Annotated in this window: 23 protein-coding genes and 3 tRNA genes; 20 read left to right on the top strand and 6 right to left on the bottom strand. The window is 40.0% G+C overall.

Features of this window, described 5'->3' with window-relative positions; translation table 11 throughout:
- Positions 1 to 106: 106 nt before the first annotated feature.
- From ACHFIY_RS13625 to rpsO, 5 genes are all read right to left on the bottom strand, one after another.
- Entirely contained in the window at positions 107 to 1,210 is a 1,104-nt protein-coding gene (locus ACHFIY_RS13625; RefSeq protein WP_410846655.1) for a carboxylate-amine ligase, read from the bottom strand.
- Positions 1,211 to 1,297: 87 nt separating this feature from the next.
- Positions 1,298 to 2,257: an ATP-grasp domain-containing protein gene (locus ACHFIY_RS13620; protein WP_410846654.1), complete on the bottom strand. Its 960-nt coding sequence runs from the start codon at positions 2,255 to 2,257 to the stop codon at positions 1,298 to 1,300.
- Positions 2,258 to 2,494: 237 nt separating this feature from the next.
- A complete protein-coding gene (locus ACHFIY_RS13615) occupies positions 2,495 to 2,893 on the bottom strand; it encodes a response regulator (protein ID WP_410846653.1) in 399 nt (132 codons plus the stop codon).
- A 374-nt stretch (positions 2,894 to 3,267) separates the two neighbouring features.
- Positions 3,268 to 5,403, bottom strand: a complete 2,136-nt coding sequence (pnp, locus tag ACHFIY_RS13610) for a polyribonucleotide nucleotidyltransferase (protein WP_410846652.1) — start codon at positions 5,401 to 5,403, stop codon at positions 3,268 to 3,270.
- 202 nt (positions 5,404 to 5,605) lie between these two features.
- Positions 5,606 to 5,875 carry a 30S ribosomal protein S15 gene (gene rpsO / locus ACHFIY_RS13605; RefSeq protein WP_410846651.1) on the bottom strand — a complete coding sequence of 90 codons (270 nt, stop codon included), beginning with the start codon at positions 5,873 to 5,875 and terminating at the stop codon, positions 5,606 to 5,608.
- Between the two features lie 559 nt (positions 5,876 to 6,434).
- Between rpsO and ACHFIY_RS13600 the strand changes: the two genes are divergently transcribed.
- The 8 genes from ACHFIY_RS13600 to ACHFIY_RS13565 all read left to right on the top strand — a co-directional run bounded on the left by ACHFIY_RS13600 (position 6,435) and on the right by ACHFIY_RS13565 (position 12,313).
- On the top strand, positions 6,435 to 7,529 hold the full coding sequence (locus ACHFIY_RS13600; protein ID WP_410846650.1) for a glycosyltransferase: 1,095 nt from the start codon (positions 6,435 to 6,437) through the stop codon (positions 7,527 to 7,529).
- 226 nt (positions 7,530 to 7,755) lie between these two features.
- The gene (locus tag ACHFIY_RS13595) at positions 7,756 to 8,886 is read left to right on the top strand and encodes a glycosyltransferase (RefSeq protein ID WP_410846649.1); all 1,131 of its coding nucleotides are present in this window, start codon (positions 7,756 to 7,758) and stop codon (positions 8,884 to 8,886) included.
- A 127-nt stretch (positions 8,887 to 9,013) separates the two neighbouring features.
- On the top strand, positions 9,014 to 9,814 hold the full coding sequence (locus ACHFIY_RS13590; RefSeq protein ID WP_410846648.1) for a tetratricopeptide repeat protein: 801 nt from the start codon (positions 9,014 to 9,016) through the stop codon (positions 9,812 to 9,814).
- Positions 9,815 to 9,830: 16 nt separating this feature from the next.
- Positions 9,831 to 10,502 (top strand): ribulose-phosphate 3-epimerase, encoded by a 672-nt coding sequence (gene rpe / locus ACHFIY_RS13585; RefSeq protein WP_410846647.1) that lies wholly within the window; start codon positions 9,831 to 9,833, stop codon positions 10,500 to 10,502.
- 210 nt (positions 10,503 to 10,712) lie between these two features.
- Entirely contained in the window at positions 10,713 to 11,738 is a 1,026-nt protein-coding gene (locus ACHFIY_RS13580; protein ID WP_410846646.1) for a glycosyltransferase family 2 protein, read from the top strand.
- Positions 11,739 to 11,757: 19 nt separating this feature from the next.
- The gene (locus ACHFIY_RS13575) at positions 11,758 to 12,021 is read left to right on the top strand and encodes a hypothetical protein (RefSeq protein WP_410846645.1); all 264 of its coding nucleotides are present in this window, start codon (positions 11,758 to 11,760) and stop codon (positions 12,019 to 12,021) included.
- 91 nt (positions 12,022 to 12,112) lie between these two features.
- Positions 12,113 to 12,185 (top strand) — tRNA-Gly (locus ACHFIY_RS13570).
- A gap of 42 nt (positions 12,186 to 12,227) precedes the next feature.
- Positions 12,228 to 12,313 (top strand) — tRNA-Leu (locus tag ACHFIY_RS13565).
- 342 nt (positions 12,314 to 12,655) lie between these two features.
- On the opposite strand, the gene ACHFIY_RS13560 is transcribed toward ACHFIY_RS13565, so the two are convergent.
- Positions 12,656 to 12,730 (bottom strand) — tRNA-Pro (locus ACHFIY_RS13560).
- Between the two features lie 76 nt (positions 12,731 to 12,806).
- On the opposite strand from ACHFIY_RS13560, the gene ACHFIY_RS13555 reads away from it, so the two are divergent.
- From ACHFIY_RS13555 to ACHFIY_RS13500, 12 genes are all read left to right on the top strand, one after another.
- Entirely contained in the window at positions 12,807 to 14,072 is a 1,266-nt protein-coding gene (locus ACHFIY_RS13555) for a dihydroorotase (protein ID WP_410846644.1), read from the top strand.
- Positions 14,073 to 14,152: 80 nt separating this feature from the next.
- Positions 14,153 to 14,677, top strand: a complete 525-nt coding sequence (locus ACHFIY_RS13550) for a DUF4199 family protein (RefSeq protein WP_410846643.1) — start codon at positions 14,153 to 14,155, stop codon at positions 14,675 to 14,677.
- 21 nt (positions 14,678 to 14,698) lie between these two features.
- Positions 14,699 to 15,643, top strand: coding sequence for a glycosyltransferase family 2 protein (locus tag ACHFIY_RS13545; RefSeq protein ID WP_410846642.1), 945 nt, complete (start codon positions 14,699 to 14,701; stop codon positions 15,641 to 15,643).
- A gap of 59 nt (positions 15,644 to 15,702) precedes the next feature.
- Entirely contained in the window at positions 15,703 to 15,864 is a 162-nt protein-coding gene (locus ACHFIY_RS13540; RefSeq protein WP_410846641.1) for a hypothetical protein, read from the top strand.
- A complete protein-coding gene (locus ACHFIY_RS13535; RefSeq protein ID WP_410846675.1) occupies positions 15,864 to 16,256 on the top strand; it encodes a type II toxin-antitoxin system VapC family toxin in 393 nt (130 codons plus the stop codon). The genes ACHFIY_RS13540 and ACHFIY_RS13535 overlap by 1 nt, the downstream gene beginning before the upstream one ends.
- Positions 16,253 to 17,398 (top strand): glycosyltransferase, encoded by a 1,146-nt coding sequence (locus ACHFIY_RS13530; RefSeq protein ID WP_410846640.1) that lies wholly within the window; start codon positions 16,253 to 16,255, stop codon positions 17,396 to 17,398. The genes ACHFIY_RS13535 and ACHFIY_RS13530 overlap by 4 nt, the downstream gene beginning before the upstream one ends.
- A 171-nt stretch (positions 17,399 to 17,569) precedes the next feature.
- Positions 17,570 to 18,475, top strand: coding sequence for a prohibitin family protein (locus ACHFIY_RS13525; RefSeq protein WP_410846639.1), 906 nt, complete (start codon positions 17,570 to 17,572; stop codon positions 18,473 to 18,475).
- 32 nt (positions 18,476 to 18,507) lie between these two features.
- Entirely contained in the window at positions 18,508 to 19,368 is an 861-nt protein-coding gene (locus tag ACHFIY_RS13520; protein ID WP_410846638.1) for an Rpn family recombination-promoting nuclease/putative transposase, read from the top strand.
- 26 nt (positions 19,369 to 19,394) lie between these two features.
- Positions 19,395 to 19,751, top strand: a complete 357-nt coding sequence (locus ACHFIY_RS13515) for a hypothetical protein (RefSeq protein ID WP_410846637.1) — start codon at positions 19,395 to 19,397, stop codon at positions 19,749 to 19,751.
- A gap of 443 nt (positions 19,752 to 20,194) precedes the next feature.
- Positions 20,195 to 20,392, top strand: coding sequence for a hypothetical protein (locus tag ACHFIY_RS13510; RefSeq protein ID WP_410846636.1), 198 nt, complete (start codon positions 20,195 to 20,197; stop codon positions 20,390 to 20,392).
- A gap of 295 nt (positions 20,393 to 20,687) precedes the next feature.
- Positions 20,688 to 21,713 (top strand): GHMP family kinase ATP-binding protein, encoded by a 1,026-nt coding sequence (locus ACHFIY_RS13505; RefSeq protein WP_410846635.1) that lies wholly within the window; start codon positions 20,688 to 20,690, stop codon positions 21,711 to 21,713.
- A 33-nt stretch (positions 21,714 to 21,746) separates the two neighbouring features.
- Entirely contained in the window at positions 21,747 to 22,334 is a 588-nt protein-coding gene (locus ACHFIY_RS13500; protein WP_410846634.1) for a D-sedoheptulose-7-phosphate isomerase, read from the top strand.
- Positions 22,335 to 22,375: the final 41 nt, after the last annotated feature.

Below are 22,375 nucleotides of genomic sequence, written 5' to 3'. Positions count from 1 at the left end.
GAGTTACTGCGTTTGCTGCCTGTTATGAATAAGATTGATATGCTGTAAAAATAATAAATAACTGGTCAATATGAAAAAACGGCATCTTCATTAGTCAGGCAATCCATTAATCTGCTGTTAAAAATTGACTATTAATATAGTCAACCACGCTAATCAAGCTGTTGGTTTCTTCAAATACCTTTAATTGCCTATCTGCCCCTGTGCCTTTGTCCATCAGAGCTTGTATGTTATTTATTACGTGGCGGCTGCCCAAATCATCTACCACATCGTCCACAAAGTCTAGCAGTTCCAGTATCAATTGGCGTGTGGGCACTTCTGTTTCCTTGCCAAAATCTATCAGGCTGCCGTCTATGCCATATCTGCTGGCGCGCCATTTATTCTCATTAATCAAGGCCCTTTGATAAACAATAAAGTTTAGGTTTTGATTCCTAAGTTTGTAAAGCTTTGCACAAATTGCCTGGAAAAGCGCAGCAATGGCAAGGGTTTCATTGATAGTCATAGGTACGTCGCAAACCCTAAATTCTATTGTATTGAAAAAAGGGTGCACCCTTACATCCCACCATATTTTCTTTGCATTGTCTATACAATTGGTTTTTACAAGCAGGCTCACGTAATTGTCATACGCTTCTATGCTTTCAAAATATTCTGGTATGCCCGTGCGAGGGAATTTGTCAAAAATTTTTGACCTGTACGATTTATAACCCGTTTTCCTGCCAATCCAAAATGGCGAGTTAGTGCTTAACGCATACACATGCGGCAAAAAATAGCGTGCTGTGTTGGCAATATGTATAGCCAATTTTCGGTTAGTGATGCCAACATGTACATGCAGGCCAAAAATGAGGTTGCTACGTGCGGCTTCTTGTAGTTCGTTCACTATTTCATGGTAGCGTATGTTGTCGGTAATCAATTGGCTGTTCCAATGGCTAAAAGGGTGCGTGCCACTGGCACCTACCCATAGCCCCATGTTGCCAGCTATCTCTGCAATGTGCCCACGCAGGCTTGCTACGTCTATCAATGCCTCGTCAATGTTTTTGCAAATGTCAGTGCCTACTTCCACAACAGCCTGGTGCATCTCGGCTTTCACTTTGTCTTTCAACAGTTTTTGCCCCTCGGCCACAATACGTTGCTCATGGCTTTTCAGTTCCCTTGTTTCGGGGTCTAATACCATGTATTCTTCCTCGATGCCTATTGTAAAGTCATTGTAATTCATGGCTTTTATTTTATAATTATATGTTGCCACTAAGCCTCAAAGGCTCAAAGCAGCACAAAACAAACACTCACATGTATAATTCATAACTTATAATTCATAATTTATAACTCCCTTAGAAGAGTGTTTTACATATTCCCCCCAGGTAGAGTGGTCTTTGCCATCACCTTGTGCCAATGCTTTTTCTATGGCAAAGTTGGCAGCAGTTTCTACTACCCATTCAAAATTGGCTTCGCCAACGCTGTTTTTATCTGCATCTGGTGATGGGTTGCAAAAATCTATTGCATAGGGTACGCCATCACGCAAGGCCAGCTCAACCGTGTTAAAGTCGTACCCCAACCAAGCATTTATTTTCAGCACTATGGTTTCCATTTCTGCCAGTTTTTCTGGGGTTGGCACAAAAGTAGCCTGATACCGCAAATGATGAGGGTTGCGTGGCTCATAAGGCATTATGCGCACATGCTTGCCGCCAATACAATAGCATCGGTAATATTCTTCAAAAACAATTTCTTCCTGCAGCAGCATTACCAACTGACCTGTCTCTGTATGTTTTTTAAAGAAATCGGCCTTGTTTTCAACACGGTACACATTTTTCCAGCCGCCACCTGCAAAAGGCTTCATATAAGCAGGGAAGCCTACATAATTAAAAATAGACTCCCATTCCAGTGGGTAAGCAAGGTTGCTAAACGATTGGGCAGAAGTGTCGTCAGGTAGTTGATGGGAAGGAAGTATCACTGTTTTTGGCACGGGTACACCAATTTTTGTAGCGAGGCAATTATTGAAAAACTTTTCATCGGCACTGAACCAAAAAGGGTTGTTGATAACAACAGTACCACTAACTGCTGCATTTTTAAGAAAAGCACGGTAAAAAGGCACGTCCTGGCTTATCCTGTCTATAATTACAGCATAGCCAGAAGCTTCGCCCTGCATCACTTTGCTTATCAGTACAGGCTCGGCTACAATACCTTCTATATTTTTGCTATTGATAGTGGCTATCAATGCCTCGGGAAAACTACGTTCCTTGCCATAAAGGATACCAATCTTTTTCATAAGCCAATATATTGGCTATAAATATATGATTTTTTTCTTTTTATAGAAATGGAAAAATGGCTATTACGCATGTGTAAGTTTGGTTAATCTGCCACAAAGGCTCGAAGACGCAAAGAGGCACAAAGTTTTAAGGCAAGAAGATGAAAAGAAAAAAAAAGAAAAAGTATGTTATCAATCCCTTTAACCTATTTTTATTTATGCTTCTTTGTATTTTGAGACTTTATGGCTAACCTATTTTTATTCAAAAAATGCCTTTATCGGTTTCAGCCCCCTTACATTTTTACAATCTTCCATGCTCAATGGTTTTTCAAAAAAGCCAATTACGTGTGGGTATTTAGTGGCTTTTTGCTTGTCCCGCATATCAATGGATGATGTTACCATTACTACATACACAGGTGGTAAATCAGGTTGGTTTTGCAGCCCTTCAAGAAAACCCCACCCATCCATTACAGGCATATTTATGTCGAGCAGTATTAAGTATGGGTCATTTTTTTTATTTTCTGAAAGCATTTGCAATGCCATTTGCCCATTGATGGCCGATAAAGGATTTTCTGACAATCCACTTAGTGCCAATATCTCTGTATGTAAAAAAACAACAATATCGCTATCATCTACAATTAGTACTTGCAATTCCATTCTCTCGCGTCGTTTAAGGGGTTTATCGTAATACTTAAAAATAACAAAATGATTTCAAAAATGTACACTACTAATAATAACCCCTAGCCTATATTTATAGCATTTAGTGCTACAACTTGGTGTATATTTCATCAGGATATTTATTTAGTACTCAAACAATCGATAGTGGACTCAATTGTTTGAATACTAAAGATATATAATTGGCAAATAAAACAAATAAAAATTTGAATAAAAACAAATAAAGCAGATAATTTTTTAGCTAAATTCCAATCACTGTAACATAAATTATTACAACCGCCAATCCTGACCCAAATATCTAAAACAAAAAGCCCGCACAAAATAGCACGGGCTTTGCATATAATCGTATATTCCTTTTATGCCTTTGCAGTTGCATCAGGCCTTGGCAGCAATGCCTTGCGGCTTAGCTTGAATTTGCCAGTACGTGGGTCAATTTCCATTAACTTCACTTTTACCTTGTCGCCCTCTTTCAGCACACCTTCCATTGTTTCCAAGCGTTTCCAGCTTATTTCACTTATGTGTAGCAAGCCTTCTTTCTTAGGTAGGAATTCTACAAAAGCACCAAATTCCTTAATGCTTTTTACAGTACCTTCATATTCAGTACCTACTTCAGGCACCATCACTATGCCTTTAATCCAGTTCAGTGCTTTTTCCACGGCTTCTTTGCTGCTGGAGAAAATGCTTACTTCACCCCTATTGCCTACTTCTTCAATATTAATAGTAGTGCCTGTTTCTTTTTGTATTTCTTGTATTATTTTGCCACCTGGCCCTATCACAGCACCAATATATTCTTTATCAATGCTAATTTTAATTACGCGAGGCGCATGAGATTTTACTTCTTCACGGGCAGTCGGCATCGCTTCGTACATGGCATCCAATATATGCAAGCGGCCAGCGCGGGCTTGGTTTAATGCTTCACGCATTACATCCATGCTCAATCCATCAACTTTAATATCCATCTGCACGCCGCAAATACCTTCACGGGTACCTGTTACTTTAAAGTCCATGTCGCCCAAATGGTCTTCATCACCCAAAATATCTGTAAGGATAGCATATTTGTTGTCCTCACGGGTAATCAACCCCATTGCCACGCCACTAACGTGTTTTGGTATTGGCACACCAGCGTCCATCAATGCAAGCGAACCTGCACAAACAGTAGCCATAGATGATGACCCATTGCTTTCTAAAATATCGCTTACAATACGTACTGTATAAGCATAAGTGCTGCTATCTGGCATCATTTGTTTTAGAGAACGTTGGGCAAGGTTGCCATGCCCAACTTCGCGGCGGCTTTGGCCACGCATCATTTTTACTTCACCTGTGCTGAACGGAGGGAAATTATAATGAAGGTAAAATTTGCTGTCAACAGATTTTGCTGCGCTTTCTACCAGCAGTTCATCTAATGGCGTACCGAAGGTAACCGATGTAAGTGATTGTGTTTCACCACGGGTAAACAAAGAAGAACCATGTGGCCCAGGCAAAATATCTACTTCCATGGCCAATGGGCGCACTTCGTCTAGCTTCCTTCCATCCAAACGGAAACGGTCGTCTATTATCATGCTCCTTACTACTTCCCACTGCAAATCGGCGTAGTATTTTTTGGCCAATTTCTTTTGAACATCCGTAATTTCTGTGCCTAAGCTACCAATCAGTTCATCTTTCAATGCACTGTACGCATCGCTTCTTTCATGTTTTGCAGAGCCTTTGCGGGAAATTTCGTAGATTTTGTCTTTTGCAAAAGCTTCAACTTTAGCTTTTATATCAAGGTCTTCAACAGGTTTTTTATAATCCCTTTTGGTAGTGATACCTTTTAGTTCCTTTAATTTTTCCTGTGCTTTTATTTGTACACGGATAGCATCGTGCGCTAGTTCCAATGCTTTAATAAGGTCTTCCTCGCTGCATTCTTTTGCTTCTCCTTCTACCATCATCAGGTTCATTTCAGTTGCTGCGATGATAAATTCCATGTCGGCCTTTTCTAATTGAGACCTTGTAGGGTTTACTACAAATTTTCCGTTTATGCGGCCAATACGTACTTCTGAAATAATTTCCTTTACAGGTATGTCAGAAACTGCTAAAGCTGCCGAGGCTGCTAAACAAGCCAATGCATCTGGCATTACTTCAGGGTCGCTGGAAATAAGGCTGATTAATACTTGTACATCGCACAAATAATCTTCTGGGAACAGAGGGCGCAATGCCCTGTCTATCAAACGGCTGGTTAAAATTTCGTAGTCGTTCAAACGTGCTTCACGCTTGAAAAAAGAACCGGGGATGCGGCCAGCTGCAGCAAATTTTTCCTGGTAATCAACACTCAAAGGGAAGAAATCCTGACCTTCTTTTGGGTCTTTATTAGCGACAACAGTTGCCAATAATATGCAATTGCCTTGGCGCACGGTAACAGAACCATCGGCCTGGCGTGCCATTTTGCCTGTTTCGATGATTACTTCGGAACCATCAGGCAGTAGAAAACTAGATTGTATAGGTTGTGATAACATTATTAATGAAATTGAAGATGTAAGAGCGAAGGCCTGCAAAACAAAACCATTGGCAAATACAAATTATGTGAATATGGGTTAGCAAAATAGAACAAAAACACAAATCCCAACATCGTTGAGAAGTTGGGATTTGCATATAGCCAAGACTTTTCTTGGTGTATATGAATGTCTCCAAACCCCCCTTTGTAAAGGGGATAAGGAATTATTTTCTTAAACCTAATTTTTCAATCAAGGCACGGTAGCCCATCAAATCGGTCTTTTGCAAGTAACTCAACAAACTTTTACGCTCGCCTACTAAATGTATCAAGCCACGTTGGCTAGAGAAATCTTTTTTATTAGCTTGCAAGTGCTTGCTAATATCAAGGATACGTTCAGTTAATAAGGCTACTTGCGCTTCTGTAGAACCTGTGTTGGTTGCAGCACCACCATATTGGGTAAAGATGCTTTCTTTTTTTTCTTTAGTAATTGCCATTGTATTTACGTTTTAGGCAAACGGTATTGCCTTTTGTCATTTTTTTTATGGCTGCAAATGTAAGTGTTTTAAGTAAAGTACGCAATATTTAACAAACTATTTTTTTGAACAATGTTGATAACGTATTTAATAGCCACAAAATCTCAAAGACGCAAAGTAGCACGAAGGGAAGAAAGAAGAATAAAAAATTTGAAGCAGCTAATCTTATTTTTTGAAAAACCAATTGACTAAAATAAGCAACATTGCTATTAAATTTTATTGAATAAAAAAAGTTTAAATCAACTGTAATAATTTTTCTGCAATAAAACAAATAATTAGAAAATAAATATTACAAAGCTGTAATAAAATTTCTGCAATAATTTTATTTATTACAACCATTTTATTACAATTGGATTTGATTAGAATTTTATTCAAAAAAACTTTATGAAGTTTCATTTTCTTATTTAGTCCTCTTCTTCATTTACTTTATTTCCAAAAAACTTTTATGCCAATGTGTTGTGGGTATATATTTGCGATTGTTCCAAATGAGACTGCAATTCATTTTTAAACCATCAACAAATTGCCTCGTATTTTATTAACAGTTACCAATGATTTAACTTATGACCAGCGGATGCAGCGCATTTGCACGTCGCTTTCACAGGCTGGCTATGAAACAGTGCTTATTGGCAGGAAACTAAACAATTCAACTGATTTAAAGCTACAGTCATTTGCCCAAAAACGCTTATACTGTTTTTTTTCAAAAGGTATTTTATTTTATACTGAATACAACCTTCGGCTTTTCATCTATCTGTTATTTGCCAAGGCTGATGCGTTTTGTGCCATTGATTTAGACACCATCATGCCTTGCTACCTTGCCTCTACCATTCGCAAAAAGAAAAGGATTTACGATGCACACGAATTGTTTACAGAACAAAAAGAAATTGTTACCCGCCCGCTTATACACAAGGTTTGGTTGGCTATAGAGCGGTTTGCAGTGCCTAGGTTCCGGCATGGCTATACGGTGAACTTTTTTATAAAGCAAGAATTGAACAGGAGGTATGCTGCGGACTATGAAATAGTAAGGAACCTCCCCACCCAACAAACATTAGCTAAAGTTGAAAAATTTGCAACACCTACCCTTATTTACCAAGGAGCCGTGAACGAAGGGAGAAGTTTTGAAACCCTTATCCCTGCCATGAAGCAAATAAACGCTACGCTTTTAATTTGTGGCGTTGGCAATTTCTTAACCCAGGCAATGGAACTGGCAAAAGAACATGCTGTAGAGGATAAAGTCATTTTTAAAGGAGCTGTAGCACCCGCTGCATTGCAACCGCTTACACAGCAATGCCATATAGGCATGATGCTGTTTGAAGATACTGGCCTGAACCAATATTATTCCTTGGCCAACCGCTTTTTCGATTATATGATGGCAGGCATACCACAGGTTTGCGTTGGTTACCCTGAATATGCAGCCATCATCAAAGACCACCCGTTTGCCTATCTTATTCACAACACAAGAGAGGAAACAATTGCCGTCGCAGTGAACAAACTATTACAAAACAATGTATTGTATAATGAATTGGAGAAGAACGCAATTAATGCCTCTGGGATACTTAACTGGGGGCAAGAGGAAAAAAAATTGATTGCATTTTGGAAAGCAGTATTTGAAAATTAAAAAGAATGTTGCTACTCAAGTGCAAGTTTGTTTAATCTGCCACTAAGGCACAAAGACTCAAAGAGGCACAAAGTTTTAAGGAAGAAAAAAAGAAGAAAAAAGATGTTATCAATATCTTTTAACACTTGTCTTGCTTCGTGTTTTTGTGCCTTTGTGGCTAAAAAGCATATTCGATACGGTGAGTAGTAGAAAATTATTCAATCATTGATATACCCATCTGTTTATTTTGGAAAAACACCTACATATTATTACGCTCAATGTACCTTACCCGGTAGATTACGGAGGTGTATTTGATTTGTTTTACAAGCTGCCTGCCCTGCAGGCACAGGGCGTAAAAATTCACCTGCATTGCTTTGAATATGGACGGGGTGAGCAGGAAGAATTGAATAAGTATTGCGCATCTGTAAACTATTATAAACGCCAAGAAGGCCATAAGGGCATTTCGAGCCGCTTCCCGTATATTGTTGCCAGCAGGAAAAACGAATTGTTATTTAATAATTTATTGAACGATGATTACCCTATTTTCATGGAGGGCATCCACTGCACTTACCTACTGGCTGACCCTCGTTTTGCAGGGAGGAAAAAATTTGTACGGGTACACAATGTGGAGTACCAGTATTATCATGAATTGTTCCACCACGCCTCCTCCCCTCTTAAAAAAATATATTATTACTGGGAAAGCCGGCTGCTAAAAAAATATGAACAATCAATCGTTTCAAAAGCCACGGCATTTTGGGGCGTTACAGAGAAAGATGTAGCTGTTTATAGAAACGAGCTTGGCTGCAAAACCATAGATTACCTACCGCTCTACCTGCCACCAAACTGGGAAGTGAACTGCTTGGAGGGTATTGGCCATTTTTGCCTTTACCAAGCAGATTTAAGCGTGGATGTAAATGAACAGGCAGCCATTTGGCTAATACAAGAAGTATTTAGTAAAATAAAAGTACCATTGGTAATTACTGGCAAAAAACCATCAAAAAAATTAGAGGAATTGGCTCATGAGCAAAAACATACCTGCCTTGTAGCCAACCCTGATGAAAAAGAAATGCAGGAAATGATTGCCAAAGCACATATCAACATCCTGCCATCTTACCACAGCAGCGGTATTAAGCTAAAATTATTGAATGCTTTGTACAATGGGCGGCATTGCCTAGTAAACGAAGCAACAGTAGTTGGTAGTGGGTTAGAAGCTGCTTGCCATATTGGTAGCAATGCCAACGTTTTTGCCAATATTGTATTGCAATTGAAAAACCAGCCTTTTACTACAGAGGAAATTACATTGCGGAAAAAAATATTAGCTGGCATGTTTAACAACGAAGCAAATGCCAAACAACAGGTAAAGTGGATTTTTGGATAATTATGAATTATAAATTATGAGTTGCATTAGATTTTAGAACAAAAGAATGAAAAGTTGAAACAACTTCAGTAGCAAAAAATATCTAAATAAAAAAGTTTGCTGTACCAACAGCTATTATTTTTGCAGGATGAATAGATGTTTTGTGCCGCTGCTTGTTGTATTTTTTATAGGCTGCAAGAATAATACTGACCAAAAAAATCCCCCCGCTGCAAATGGAACAACTACACCTACTTATGTTGCCAATCTGGGGAAGGCTGTGCAACAAAAACCAGACAGCACGGGGCTAAGGTTCAACTATGTTACTGCACTTGATAGCATTGGCAATTACAAGCAGGCATTGGCACAACTAGATTCGCTTATTGTGCGTGACAAGGGCAACTACGCCCTTTGGTACAAAAAAGGGCAGGTATGCCAACACGCTGGGGACACAACGTCAGCCATACGCTATTACACCACAGCAGTTAATATTTACCCTGCGCAGGATGGGTTGCTAGCACTAGCCAACCTTTATGCAGAAACCAAAAACCCAAAAACACTCGTTATATGCCAGCAGATAGACGAGCTACGGCTTGGTAGGGAATACGATGCGTACACTGCTTTTTTTGCAGGCGTGTTTTTTGCACGCTCTGGCAACAAGGAAAAAGCCCTTTTCTTTTTTGACAAAAGCATCGATAATAACTATACATTCATGGACGCCTATCTTGAAAAAGGCTATGTATATTTCGACAGCAAGAAATACAACGAGGCATTGAATGTATTTAGCACAGCAGCAAGCGTAAGCAACAGGTTTGCCGATGCTTATTACTGGCAAGGCAAATGCTATGAGGCATTATTGAAAAAAACAGAAGCCATTGCCAAATACCAGCAGGCTTTTGCTTTAGACAACGCCATGGTAGAAGCCGAAGCGGCTATTAAACGGTTGCAATAACTTTAAAAAATTACACATGCCCATTATCGCTCCTTCCCTACTAGCATCCAACTTTTTAAGATTGGCGGACGAATGCAACATGCTGAACAACAGCGAGGCAGACTGGCTGCACTTAGACGTGATGGATGGGCGTTTTGTGCCCAACATTAGTTTTGGCCTGCCCGTTATAGAACAAATAAGGACAGCCACGACCAAAATACTGGACGTACACCTAATGATAGAAGACCCGGGGAATTATGCGGCAGCATTTGCAACGGCAGGTGCAGATATACTTACCGTGCATATAGAAGCTTGCCGCAACCTGCATCGCAACATACAACAGATAAAAGGGCTGGGCATGAAGGTTGGGGTAGCCGTAAACCCGCACACACCCATACACCTGCTAGTTGATATTATAGCAGATATAGACTTGGTAAACCTGATGAGCGTGAACCCAGGCTTTGGCGGCCAGCAGTTTATACCCTATACACTAGAAAAAATAAGGCAATTAAGGCAACTGATTAATGAAAGAGGGCTGGCTGTTGATATTGAAATTGATGGAGGGGTTACGCTTGCCAATGCGGCTACAATTGTGGAGGCAGGCGCAACGGTATTGGTAGCTGGCAGCTCCGTTTTTAAAGCTGCTGACCCCATCAAGGCCATAGCAGATTTGAAAAATGTAGTTAATACTCACCACATAGGCACATAGGAAACTAGCAAGAAAAAGAAAGAAAAAATAGTATGTTGCCTTTCTTTTTTAGCCCCTAGTGGCTTATAAAGAGATAGCAATAAGGTTAAAAACTATTTTTTCTTTTTTTTACCGGTTTAAAACTATGTGTACTATATGCCTATGTGGTGAATAATAAGTGTGCCTTCGTGGTAATATGTAAACCTCTATTTTCGCAAAAATTGAACTTGTTTGACTAGTCCTTCAGTAGCTATTGTAATTTTAAACTTTAACGGAAAGCAGCACCTGCAAAATTTCCTTCCGTCTGTGCTGGGCAGCACTTACGCCAATAAGCGTGTGGTTGTTGCAGACAATGCTTCTACAGATGAGTCTATTTCTTTTGTAAAGGAACATTTCCCTAGTGTAGAAATACTGGTTAATAACAAAAATGAAGGGTTTGCAGGTGGCTACAACTGGGCATTGAAGCTGGTGGAGAGCGATTATTATGTATTGCTTAATTCTGATGTGGAGGTTTCTAATAACTGGATAGAGCCTATTATTAGCCTGATGGAGGCAGATGCCAGCATAGCAGCCTGCCAACCCAAGCTTATTTCGTACAAACACCGTCATTTGCTGGAATATGCAGGCGCATCTGGTGGGTGGATAGACAAACTGGGATACCCCTTTTCGAGAGGGCGTATTTTTGATGTTTTGGAGGAAGACAGGCACCAATATGACGATATCCAGGAAATATTCTGGGCAAGCGGGGCAGCCATGTTTGTGAAAAGCAAGGTTTTTCATGCGGCAGGCGGTTTTGATGACTTCTTTTTTGCACACCAGGAGGAAATAGACCTCTGCTGGCGGATGCAGCTAATGGGCTACCGCATCATGGGTTGCCCGCAATCTGTTGTTTACCATGTGGGTGCAGGCACCCTGCCACGGGGTGGCCGAAAAGTTTTCCTCAATTTCAGGAACAACTTGCTGATGCTTTCTAAAAACCTTACTTTCAAAGAGAAAATTACCATTATCCCTTTACGTTTTTTGCTAGACGCTATTTCTGCATGGAAAGGGTTGTTCCATGGCGACAAGTATTTTTTTGCAGCTATCAGCAAAGCCCACTTTTCAGTATTGGGGATATGGCTCCGTGGATACAAAACACATTCACTAAACCGAGTGCCTATTTGCCAGTTGAAAGGCGTATATAATGGCAGCGTAGTGTACCAATATTTTATATTAAATAAACAATATTTTTATCAGATTGTGGATAAAAAAGAATAAATAAAAAAATGTTTCAAGCATGGCATCGTTGTATATGCTTGAGCCTTATTTTTGCACCGTAATTGAGAAATATATGAGCAACCACTTGATAGAAAAAGAAGAAAACAAAAAAGACTTTACCAAAAATTGGGTAAACTCGTCTAAGTTCTTGTTTTATTTAACTGTATTTTGTTTTATATCTTTTGTATTTGGCAGTTGCTACAAGTTGTACCAATCACGCTACAAAGGGCATCCTGATGTAGAAGTACAAAGCAGTTCAAAATACGTTCCTGAATACAAATAAAAAAAAACAGTAAAAAATAAAGAAAAATTTTGCAGATAAAAAACAACACTTATATTTGCACTCCCAAAACAAACGAAAAGGTCTTAAAAATGCGAAAGTAGCTCATTTGGTAGAGCGCGACCTTGCCAAGGTCGAGGTGGCCAGTTCGAGCCTGGTCTTTCGCTCTCTTAGAAAATTCCATCCAAAAAGATGGAATTTTTTTTTCAGCCTTGGTGGTGGAACTGGTAGACACGCAGGACTTAAAATCCTGTTCGACGCAACTCGAGTGCGGGTTCGATTCCCGCCTGAGGCACATAACCCGCTTTTATAGCGGGTTTTTTTTTGCCTGAAAATGCTTATGCTTGAGGTAAAGTACTGCGACCGTCAACAAGCCAATATAACTTGCAAGGAAAGAAACTAAGGGTGCAGCAACAGATAAAATAATTAGCCTATAAAACTCAATCATGCAATCGCTTCAAATAATACGGACGGATTTATTGAATTACTTTGAGAAAAAAGTAAAGGTTATCGATTCAGTAGCATTATTTCAAAACTGCCCTAATTAAAATACAACCAAGCTCAAAATAGCCATAAGCAGCAAAATAAATAAAGCCTTTCAAAATCAATCGATTTTAAAAGGCTTTAATGGTAATTGTCGGGATGACTGGATTCGAACCAGCGACCTCACGCCCCCCAGACGTGTACGCTAACCGGACTGCGCTACATCCCGAATTTGCAATGGGCAGCAAATATAAGCGTGTATCGGCTTTTTACGTTTATATTGCACAAAATTTTTAGGGCATTCGATGAAATTACTGATTAAAAAGGTATTAATAGCTGATAAAAATTCTCTTTTCGCAGGGCTGGTAAAGGATATTTTGGTGGTGGATGCCACAATAGCCATGATTGATGATGCTATTGTTACTGAAGCCGATGAAACAATTGAAGCACAAGACCTAGCCATATCGCCGGGATGGGTAGATATTTTTGCAGATTTTGCCGACCCTGGCTACGAACACCGTGAAAGCCTAGAAAGCGGCGCAGCAGCAGCACTTGCAGGTGGCATTTCCCATGTGTTTGTGTTGCCCAACACTAAGCCAAGCCTGCAAAACAAGCCCCAAGTGGCTTATATAGTAGAAAAGCAAAAGCAATTGCCCGTGCACCTCTACCCTATTGGTGCCATTTCTAAAAATATTGAAGGCAAAGACCTTGCAGAAATGTACGAGATGCAGCAATGTGGTGCTATTGCTTTTTCTGATGGGTTGCAGCCTGTGCAGTCATCTGGCTTGCTGCTGAAAGCATTGCAATATATCAACGCATTTAATGGCACTATCATCCAACTGCCCATTGACAAAAGCATCGGGGCTTTTGGCTTGATGACAGAAGGTATTATTTCTACACAAATGGGCTTGCCCGGCATCCCCGCACTCGCTGAAACAATGCTTGTAAAGCGGGATATTGATTTACTGCGATATACAAACAGCAAACTGCACATAACAGGTATTTCTACAGCAGAGAGCGCGGCATTAGTAGCCGAAGCAAAAGCTGAAGGCTTGGCTATTTCTAGCAGCGTTACGCCTTACCACTTATTTTTTTGCGATGAGGATTTAGAAGGCTATGACACCAATCTAAAATTAAACCCACCTCTGCGAAAGAGAGCAGACATGATGGCCTTGAGGTCTGCCGTGGAAAATGGAACGATAGACTGCATCACCAGCCACCACCTGCCACAAAACTGGGACAATAAAACCTGTGAGTTTGAATATGCAGCCCATGGCATGATTGGCTTGCAAACAAGTTTTGCAGTCGTTAACCATCTTTTTGGTCATTTGCCGGAAGATAAATTGGCCAAATTGATGGGGCAAAATGCACGACAATTATTCAATCTGCCGGATGCTACAATAGAAATAAGTGCAATGGCCGATTTTACAGTATTCAGCAAAACAGGCACTACTATTTTAAATAAAGAAAACAACAAAAGCAAAAGTGCCAACAGCCCATTTATAGGAATACCTTTAACAGGAAGTATTTCAGGCGTGTTCACCAAAGGCAAGTGGAATGGGAATAAATAAGCAAGTTTAACCGCAAAGAAAAGCAAAGGCTTAATTAGGAATAAGAAAATCGCAACACTTATGAATTCACAAATAAATTAATGGACAAACAGAAAACACATATAAAAAAAGGGGTAGTGATTGCAGCAATATTGGTGCTGCTGGATATTGTGCTGCAACTAACCCATCAAAAACTACAGCCTTGGGTCATGTATGCAAACAGCGGCATACTAGCAACGGGCGTGTTAACATCGATATTTATCAGTAATAACAGCAACCCGGAAGATGTAACCTTTAGCTTTCAGTTTGGCTATGGCTTTAAAGTAGCCGTGGTGGTGGTTTGCATCTTGTTTATTTACACGCTTTTATCTACATATATTGTTTTTCCAGGTTATATAAACGACCTTTACCAGCAGCGAATGCTGGAAGCTAAGCAACAAATGACTAAATTAAATGTTGAAGAGGCAAAAGCGCAACAGGCAATGGCGATAAAAGTAATTGGCCTGATGGTAATGTCGGGCATGGTAATGCTGAACCTTGCAGTGGGCATTGCCGCTGCATTTGTTGGATCGGTAATTGGGTTGTTGATGAAGAAAAAAGCAAATAGTCACCAAATAGGCACATAAAAATTATAAAGAAACTGGTTCATGGACATATCTATTGTAATCCCTTTATTGAATGAAGACGAATCGCTGCCCGAATTGTGCGCATGGATAGAAAGGGTAATTACTGCACATCAATATACTTATGAGGTAATACTTATAGACGATGGTAGCACAGATGATAGCTGGGAGGTAATTAAAAAAATATCCCATCAAAACAACAATATCAAGGGTATCAAATTGCAACGCAATTATGGCAAAAGTGCAGCCCTAAACGAAGGCTTCAAAGCGGCAAAAGGGAACGTGGTCATAACCATGGATGCTGATATGCAGGATAGCCCAGACGAAATACCAGAATTGCGAAGGATGATTGTGGAAGATGGTTACGACCTAGTAAGCGGCTGGAAGCAAAAAAGGTTCGACAATACATTTACCAAGAACCTGCCTTCCAAATTGTTCAATGCTGCTGCCCGCAGAAGCTCTGGCATTCAACTGAACGACTTTAACTGTGGCCTAAAAGCCTATAAGAAAAAGGTAGTAAAAAGCATTGAGGTATTTGGCGAAATGCACCGCTACATACCTGTTCTCGCCAAATGGGCAGGCTTCCGCAAAATTGGCGAGAAAGTGGTAGAACACCGTGCAAGGAAATATGGCACTACCAAGTTTGGCTGGGAAAGGTTCATCAATGGTTTCCTAGATTTAACAACCATTACATTCCTCAATAAATTTGGCAAACGGCCTATGCACTTCTTTGGGTTGTATGGCACGCTTTGCTTCTTGATTGGCTTTGGGGTAAGCGTTTACTTGTCAGCTCATAAACTAATGGACAAAGAGTTTTCGCTCACCAACAAGCCTGCCTTTTATATTGGGCTAACGGTGATGGTAATAGGCATACAATTATTCCTGACAGGTTTTATTGCAGAGCTGGTAAGCCGCAACAGCAGTGAAAGGAATAATTATTTGATAGAAGAAAGGCTGGGGATTGAGTAGAGGTAATTTTTGATAAATTGCGATATAAAACTTAATTTTGAAATGCAAAAGATGTAAAAATGGGAGCAACAATTTTAAAAATAGACACATCGGTAAAAAAACCCCTTACCAAAAAGCAAAAGGCAATGATTGAACTGTTATTAAGTGGCCCCACAATGACACCAGAACAAGTAAAGGAATATGAAAAAAGGCATCCATGGTTGAAGAAAATAAATGATTAATTTACCTTGATTCATCGGTGCTAATTGACTATTTTAGAAAACCCAACAAGGAAAATACTTTTTTTAGTTACCTTTCTAAAGATTATGACTCTTTTTTAGTTTCAGTGATTATCCAATACGAAGTATACATAGGTGCTACTATTTTACAAAAGCCATTTTGGGATACTGTATTCAATAACGTTAGTTCTGTTCCATTTACTTCTGAGGAAATGTTTACGTCTATCCAAATCCAAAGCTCTTTAAAACCCAAAAGAAAGTCAATTGATTTTAAAGACTTGATTATAGCCGCTACTGCTTTGCACCACAATACTCCACTTGCTACCATCAACGAAAAATATTTTATCTATATTGATGGCTTGCAAATAATAACCCCATCTTCCTACTTACCATGAAGCAACAACAAGTGATTATTATTGGCCCTGCGCACCCGCTCCGTGGTGGTTTGGCTTCGTTTGACGAACGCCTTGCGCGCCAGTTCCAGCAGCAAGGATTTGATACAACCATTTATACATTCTCGCTGCAATACCCAGGCTTTTTATTTCCGGGTACTACGCAATACTCGTCTGAACCCAAGCCCACAGACATCAATATTAAAGTTTGTATCAACTCTGTAAACCCATTAAACTGGCTAAAAGTGGGCAATGAATTGCGAAAGCGTAAACCTGCTATTATTGTTATCCGTTACTGGCTGCCCTTCATGGGGCCATGCTTAGGCACTATTTTACGTTGTGCAAAGTTGAATAAAACAACCAAGGTTGTTGCCATTGCCGACAATGTAATACCGCATGAAAAGAGGCCAGGAGACACCCTGTTTACCAAATATTGCTTTAAAACGGTGGATGCTTTTGTAACCATGAGTGAAAAGGTCTTGGCCGATTTAAAAACGTTCGCCAAAAAACCAGCCCAACAAATTGTACACCCCCTTTACGACAATTTTGGCGAAGGCTTGCCAAAAGCTGAAGCAAGGCAACATTTAGGCATCCCTGCCGAGGAAAATGTAATTTTGTTTTTTGGCTTTATCAGGAAATACAAAGGGCTGGATTTATTACTGCAAGCCATGCAAATTTTAAAAGCCCACCAGCAAAATGGCCAGTTTAAAGGCTGCAAGCTGCTAGTGGCTGGCGAGTATTATGAGGATAGGAAGCTGTATGACGACCTGATAAAAGAACTTGCTATTGAAGACCAGTTAATATTAAGAACCGATTTTATATCGGACAGTGAAGTACGGTTTTATTTAAGTGCAGCCGATTTTGTAATACAGCCTTACCGCAATGCTACCCAAAGCGGGGTTACACCCCTCTCCTACCATTTTGAAAAGCCTATGCTAGTTACCAATGTTGGCGGTCTGCCGGCATTGGTTCCTGATGGAAAAGTAGGCTTGGTGGCAGAACCCAACCCAGAAGCCATTGCTGCCAAAATAGAGGAGCTATACCAATTGGGGGAAGCACATTTTCTACCGCATTTACAAACAGAAAAATTAAAGTATAGCTGGAAAATATTGGTTGATACGATTGTTAGGCTTGCCAAAGTGTAGGTATTCTTCTTGCCATATAGAGTTTGTACTATTTTACCTTTTGGGCAACATAGCGGTCAGCTTTCTTTTTTTTGCAACAGACTACTTACAACCTGCAACTCATAATTTATAATTCATAATTCACAACTAGCTATACCTTTACACTCACCTTTCACTTTTAAAACAAAAACGATGTTCCTCATTGTACTTGGCATTATTGTTTTCGCAGCCGCATTCTCCCTTAAAAAATCAAACACGCCATTTGCCCAATTTGCTGGCGGCATACGCATATTGGGTATAGTACTTGTGTTGCTTGGCTTTTTTACAGCTTGTGTAAAGCAAATTAACGCAGGGGAAGTAGGCGTGAAATCGTTGTTTGGCAAAGTGCAGAACGATGTCTTGTACAGCGGGCTGAACGTGGTGAACCCATTGATGGAAGTAAGCAAAATGGATGTAAGGACCCAGAACTATACTATGAGCGCCGTGCACAACGAAGGCGACCAAGTTGGCGACGATGCCATCAGGGCATTGACAGCCGATGGGTTGGAAGTAGTAATTGATTTGACTGTTTTGTACAGGGTATTGTCAACCGAGGCGCCCAATATTGTGCGGGAAACAGGCTTGGACTACAAAGAAAAAATTGTTCGCCCCCTCACCCGTACCAAAATAAGGGACAATGCTGTTTACTATTCAGCAGTAGATTTGTACAGCACCAAGCGTGACGAGTTTCAAGCAAGGATATACAAAAGCATTGAGGAAAGCTTTAAACAGCGTGGCTTGGTATTGGAGCAATTGTTGGTGCGCAATATTTCCTTGCCAGCCATGGTAAAAACATCCATCGAGGAAAAGATAAAGGCGGAGCAAGATGCCCAGAAAATGGAATTTGTGCTTCAAAAAGAAAAACAAGAAGCGGAACGCAAGCGCGTGGAGGCCCAGGGTATTGCCGACTACCAGCGCATCATGAGTTCTGGCCTTACCGACAAGCAGTTGCAATATGAACAAATACAAGTAATGAAAGGTTTGGTAACTTCGCCCAACAGCAAGGTTATTGTAATGGGCAACGGAAAAACACCTGTTATATTGAATGGGGACAAGTAGGAAGATGTTTTTTTATTTACCTTCACATACAAATGAGCAAGAAATTAATAAGATTTGATTGGGCTATTAAAAGGCTGCTAAGAAATAAATCGAATTTTGTTGTGCTGGAAGGCTTTTTGAGTGAGTTGTTGTTTGACACAATCAAAATAGAACAAATACTAGAAAGCGAAAGCAATAAAGACACTGACGAAGACAAATATAACAGAGTAGATATATTTACCTTGAACGCTAAAAACGAATTGATTATCATCGAAATACAAAGCACTTATGAAATAGATTATTTTCATAGGATGGCTTATGGTGTTTCAAAAAGCATTTCAGAAAATTTAAAGCTTGGGCAGCGTTATTCAGAAATAAAGAAAGTAATTTCCATTAATATCGTTTATTTCGACCTTGGACAAGGGCAAGACTATATTTACAAGGGCAGGACAAACTTTAGGGGCTTGCACCAAAATGATTTATTGGGATTGTCTGACAAACAAAAAAGCACCTTTCTAAAAGATGAAGTTGCTGATATTTTCCCAGAATTTTATATTTTAAAAGTAAACCAGTTCAACGATATAGCTAAAGACACGCTGGACGAATGGGTTTATTTTTTAAAAAACAGCGAAGTAAAAGATAATTTCAAGGCCAAGGGCTTAAAAGAGGCTGGGGAAGTACTAGATATAATGAGGCTACCAAAAAGTGACCAATATAGCTACAACCGTTACCTTGATAGCTTGCACCTAAAAGCGAGTGAGCTTTATTCATTGCAAACGGAAGCAGAATTTAAGTTAAAGGAAGAAATAGCAAGGAAATTAATAATTAACGGTGCAAATAATAACCTAATTGCCATCTCTACTGAACTGCCCATCCAAACAACAGAAAAGTTAAGGTCAGGGTTAGCAAAATAATTTTTCATCTTGTAAAATCCTAACAGATGTCTGCAATTGGAGAAGGGCTTGTTTACTTTATTTACTTTATATTAGGGTTTGGTTGTATCATTTACTTATTGCTGGCTTTAACTTCTAACAAGAAAACCAAGCTTTGGGCTTTTCCTTTAATTCTCTTTTTTGGCTATTTATTTTTTCTTTATAAGTCCTATTTATTAGAGTCTTATAACCAGATGCAGTTTAATGATGTTGGAATTTATTATTTAACGAACTATCCAAATTGCCCATCTTGCTATCTTGAATTAAAAGAAAACATGACCTACACGGTTATGGATAGTTGCAAAATAGTTGAAAGCAGCAATTGGCATTCGGAAGCAGGAGGAGATTATTTTATTACTTATTAGCATAATGATAGAGGTCAACTTGGTTTTGGGGATTATCAATACTATCGTTTATGGGGGAATTTTGGGATGCTCATGGGGGAAATATGCCCCCATATAGGATTTTACTTTTGGACTATCCCTGACGGTAGACTAATTTACAGCGTTTTATCAACAGGGGGACTTGGCAACCTAAAATGAATCACTTTTAATACATCATAAATCATCATTGATACACGATAAATACACATTGATACACAATAAATCATCATTAAATCCACAATAAATCACCATTAATTCACTGTAAAACCTTCGTCACTAATGAATAAAACAACTGTATATCAATGAGTTACATCAAACAAACAATCTGAAAAAATTGAAAATTAAAAAAACAACCCTGAAAAGAACACAAAAGGAGGCCTGCGGCAGGCTTTGGTCTTTCAAAAAGTTTTACTTTTTCATAAACTTTGTGGCTTGACAAAGGTCGTTCGCAGCTGGACACAGGCTATTGGTTGACAAAATTCGTTCACAGGTCGACACAGGCTGGGTTCGAGAAAACAAAGGATGGCACACCCTGCATAGACAAAACGGCCGATAACATGGGTATTGCCGCAAGCAGGGGTGACGGAAAAAACTTCATCTTTTTCTTCTTTGCTTGGCTTTAGTTCCAGCTTGACGTTATATATTTGGCTTATGGAAAAACATCGGCAATATTGCAATCACCAGCATCAGTCCCGGGCTGACCCAGCACTATGCCCCTGCCTGCAGGCAATACCTTGCTCGATACAAGCTAAAGTATCCAGATACAACTAGCAAAAGGAATACTAACCCTTAATAAATATTTATTTTCCACCCCCGCCAATCCCAAAGAAAAAAAGCGTTGCTTTGCCTCGGCATTTTTTTGGCTAGAAAATGATGAAATAGCTGCACAATGTAGCCCGATTATATAAAAACAGGAAAATGATTTATCGCAGCAAAGCACCATTGCGTATTGGCTTGGCAGGTGGGGGCACAGATGTTAGCCCATATAGCGACCAGTTTGGAGGGGCTATCTTAAATGCTACCCTATCCTTGTACGCACATGCTTCTCTTGAATTGATTGAAGGCAATAGCATAATTATACAGGCACTTGACCGCAAGGAAGAAGAAATATTTGAATGGGCAAAGGAATTACCCATAAATGGTCATCTGGATTTGCTGAAAGGCGTTTACAACCGTGTCCATAAAGATTACGGCTTCCCTGAAAAAGGGTTCAGGTTGAGTACTTTTGTAGATGCCCCTGCAGGTAGCGGCTTGGGTACATCTTCTACGCTAGTGGTGGCCATCATCGGTGCTTTTGTAGAAATGCTGAAACTGCCCTTGGGCGATTATGACATTGCCCATTATGCCTATGAAATAGAGCGGAACGACCTTCAATTGAGCGGCGGCAAGCAAGACCAATATGCAGCTACCTTTGGCGGGGTAAACTTCATGGAGTTTTACGGTGGCGACAAAGTAATTGTAAACCCATTGCGCATCAGGCAGGAATACTTGAACGAACTGGAGAACAACTTAGTATTATATTATACTGCTACAAGCAGGGAAAGTGCTACTATCATTAAAGAGCAGCAAAGCAACGTGTTGCAGAAAAATGTAGCATCCATGGATGCCATGCACCAGCTAAAAGAACAATCACGCATGATGAAAGAAGCTTTGCTAAAAGGCAGGCTGCACGAGATAGGGGAAATATTGGACTATGGCTTTGAGCAAAAAAAGCTAATGGCCAAAAGCATTAGCAACAACATGATTGAGGAAATATATGCTGCTGCTAAAACGGCAGGTGCAAGTGGCGGTAAAATTAGCGGTGCCGGTGGCGGGGGGTTTATGACTTTTTATTGCCCAGGCAATAACCGTTATAAAGTAATAGATAAATTGCTCACTTTTGGTGGAGAAGTGAAAAGCTACCAGCTTACACAGCATGGGTTGACAACATGGACAACGCAATAAATAATAAAGAAGAACGATTTATGATTAGGCGATATGAAAGACAAAATACATGAACTGATTAATGACTCTATTAGTGTAAAGCAACAATTGTTGAAAGATACTAGCTTGATGCAAACGATAGAAACGGTTGTGGGTGTAATAACCGATGCTTTTAAAGCTGGCAACAAAGTGTTGTTTTGTGGCAATGGCGGCAGCGCGGCCGATGCTCAGCACCTAGCCGCAGAATTTAGCGGCAGGTTCTACAAAAACAGGAAAGCACTGCCCGCAGAAGCATTGCACTGCAATACAAGCTATTTAACCGCCGTGGCGAATGATTATAGCTTTGATGTTATCTATGCCCGATTACTTGATGGCATTGGCGTAAAAGGCGATGTGATACTAGGCTTTAGCACATCGGGCAATTCGACAAACATCATTAAGGCATTTGAAGTAGCAAGGGAAATGGGCATCGTAACCATTGGGCTTACTGGCACCACTGGTGGAAACATAAAGCCATTAAGCGATTATTTGTTCAATGTGCCTTCCACCACCACGCCACGGATACAGGAAAGCCATATTTTGCTGGGGCATATTATTTGCGAATTAGTGGAAGAACAGGTATTTGCCACCCCCAGCCCCTAAAGGGGGGGCTAAAACGTACAACTTATAACGTACAACGTATA

It is taken from the genome of Parasediminibacterium schistidii (assembly GCF_046546515.1).
Classification (GTDB): Bacteria; Bacteroidota; Bacteroidia; order Chitinophagales; family Chitinophagaceae; genus Parasediminibacterium.
The sequence above is the reverse complement of the archived record's forward strand: the minus strand, read 5'-3'. Positions and strand labels throughout refer to the sequence as shown.

What these genes read in the sequence shown, in the direction of transcription:
- ACHFIY_RS13620 (WP_410846654.1), bottom strand. Translation starts at nt 2,257, where the DNA reads ATGAAAAAGATTGGTATCCTTTATGGCAAGGAACGTAGTTTTCCCGAG.
- ACHFIY_RS13550 (WP_410846643.1), top strand. Translation starts at nt 14,153, where the DNA reads ATGGACAAACAGAAAACACATATAAAAAAAGGGGTAGTGATTGCAGCA.
- ACHFIY_RS13505 (WP_410846635.1), top strand. Translation starts at nt 20,688, where the DNA reads ATGATTTATCGCAGCAAAGCACCATTGCGTATTGGCTTGGCAGGTGGG.
- ACHFIY_RS13590 (WP_410846648.1), top strand. Translation starts at nt 9,014, where the DNA reads ATGAATAGATGTTTTGTGCCGCTGCTTGTTGTATTTTTTATAGGCTGC.
- ACHFIY_RS13555 (WP_410846644.1), top strand. Translation starts at nt 12,807, where the DNA reads ATGAAATTACTGATTAAAAAGGTATTAATAGCTGATAAAAATTCTCTT.
- ACHFIY_RS13540 (WP_410846641.1), top strand. Translation starts at nt 15,703, where the DNA reads ATGGGAGCAACAATTTTAAAAATAGACACATCGGTAAAAAAACCCCTT.
- ACHFIY_RS13500 (WP_410846634.1), top strand. Translation starts at nt 21,747, where the DNA reads ATGAAAGACAAAATACATGAACTGATTAATGACTCTATTAGTGTAAAG.
- ACHFIY_RS13520 (WP_410846638.1), top strand. Translation starts at nt 18,508, where the DNA reads ATGAGCAAGAAATTAATAAGATTTGATTGGGCTATTAAAAGGCTGCTA.
- ACHFIY_RS13615 (WP_410846653.1), bottom strand. Translation starts at nt 2,893, where the DNA reads ATGGAATTGCAAGTACTAATTGTAGATGATAGCGATATTGTTGTTTTT.
- ACHFIY_RS13530 (WP_410846640.1), top strand. Translation starts at nt 16,253, where the DNA reads ATGAAGCAACAACAAGTGATTATTATTGGCCCTGCGCACCCGCTCCGT.
- rpe (WP_410846647.1), top strand. Translation starts at nt 9,831, where the DNA reads ATGCCCATTATCGCTCCTTCCCTACTAGCATCCAACTTTTTAAGATTG.
- pnp (WP_410846652.1), bottom strand. Translation starts at nt 5,403, where the DNA reads ATGTTATCACAACCTATACAATCTAGTTTTCTACTGCCTGATGGTTCC.
- ACHFIY_RS13525 (WP_410846639.1), top strand. Translation starts at nt 17,570, where the DNA reads ATGTTCCTCATTGTACTTGGCATTATTGTTTTCGCAGCCGCATTCTCC.
- ACHFIY_RS13515 (WP_410846637.1), top strand. Translation starts at nt 19,395, where the DNA reads ATGTCTGCAATTGGAGAAGGGCTTGTTTACTTTATTTACTTTATATTA.
- rpsO (WP_410846651.1), bottom strand. Translation starts at nt 5,875, where the DNA reads ATGGCAATTACTAAAGAAAAAAAAGAAAGCATCTTTACCCAATATGGT.
- ACHFIY_RS13545 (WP_410846642.1), top strand. Translation starts at nt 14,699, where the DNA reads ATGGACATATCTATTGTAATCCCTTTATTGAATGAAGACGAATCGCTG.
- ACHFIY_RS13575 (WP_410846645.1), top strand. Translation starts at nt 11,758, where the DNA reads ATGGCATCGTTGTATATGCTTGAGCCTTATTTTTGCACCGTAATTGAG.
- ACHFIY_RS13625 (WP_410846655.1), bottom strand. Translation starts at nt 1,210, where the DNA reads ATGAATTACAATGACTTTACAATAGGCATCGAGGAAGAATACATGGTA.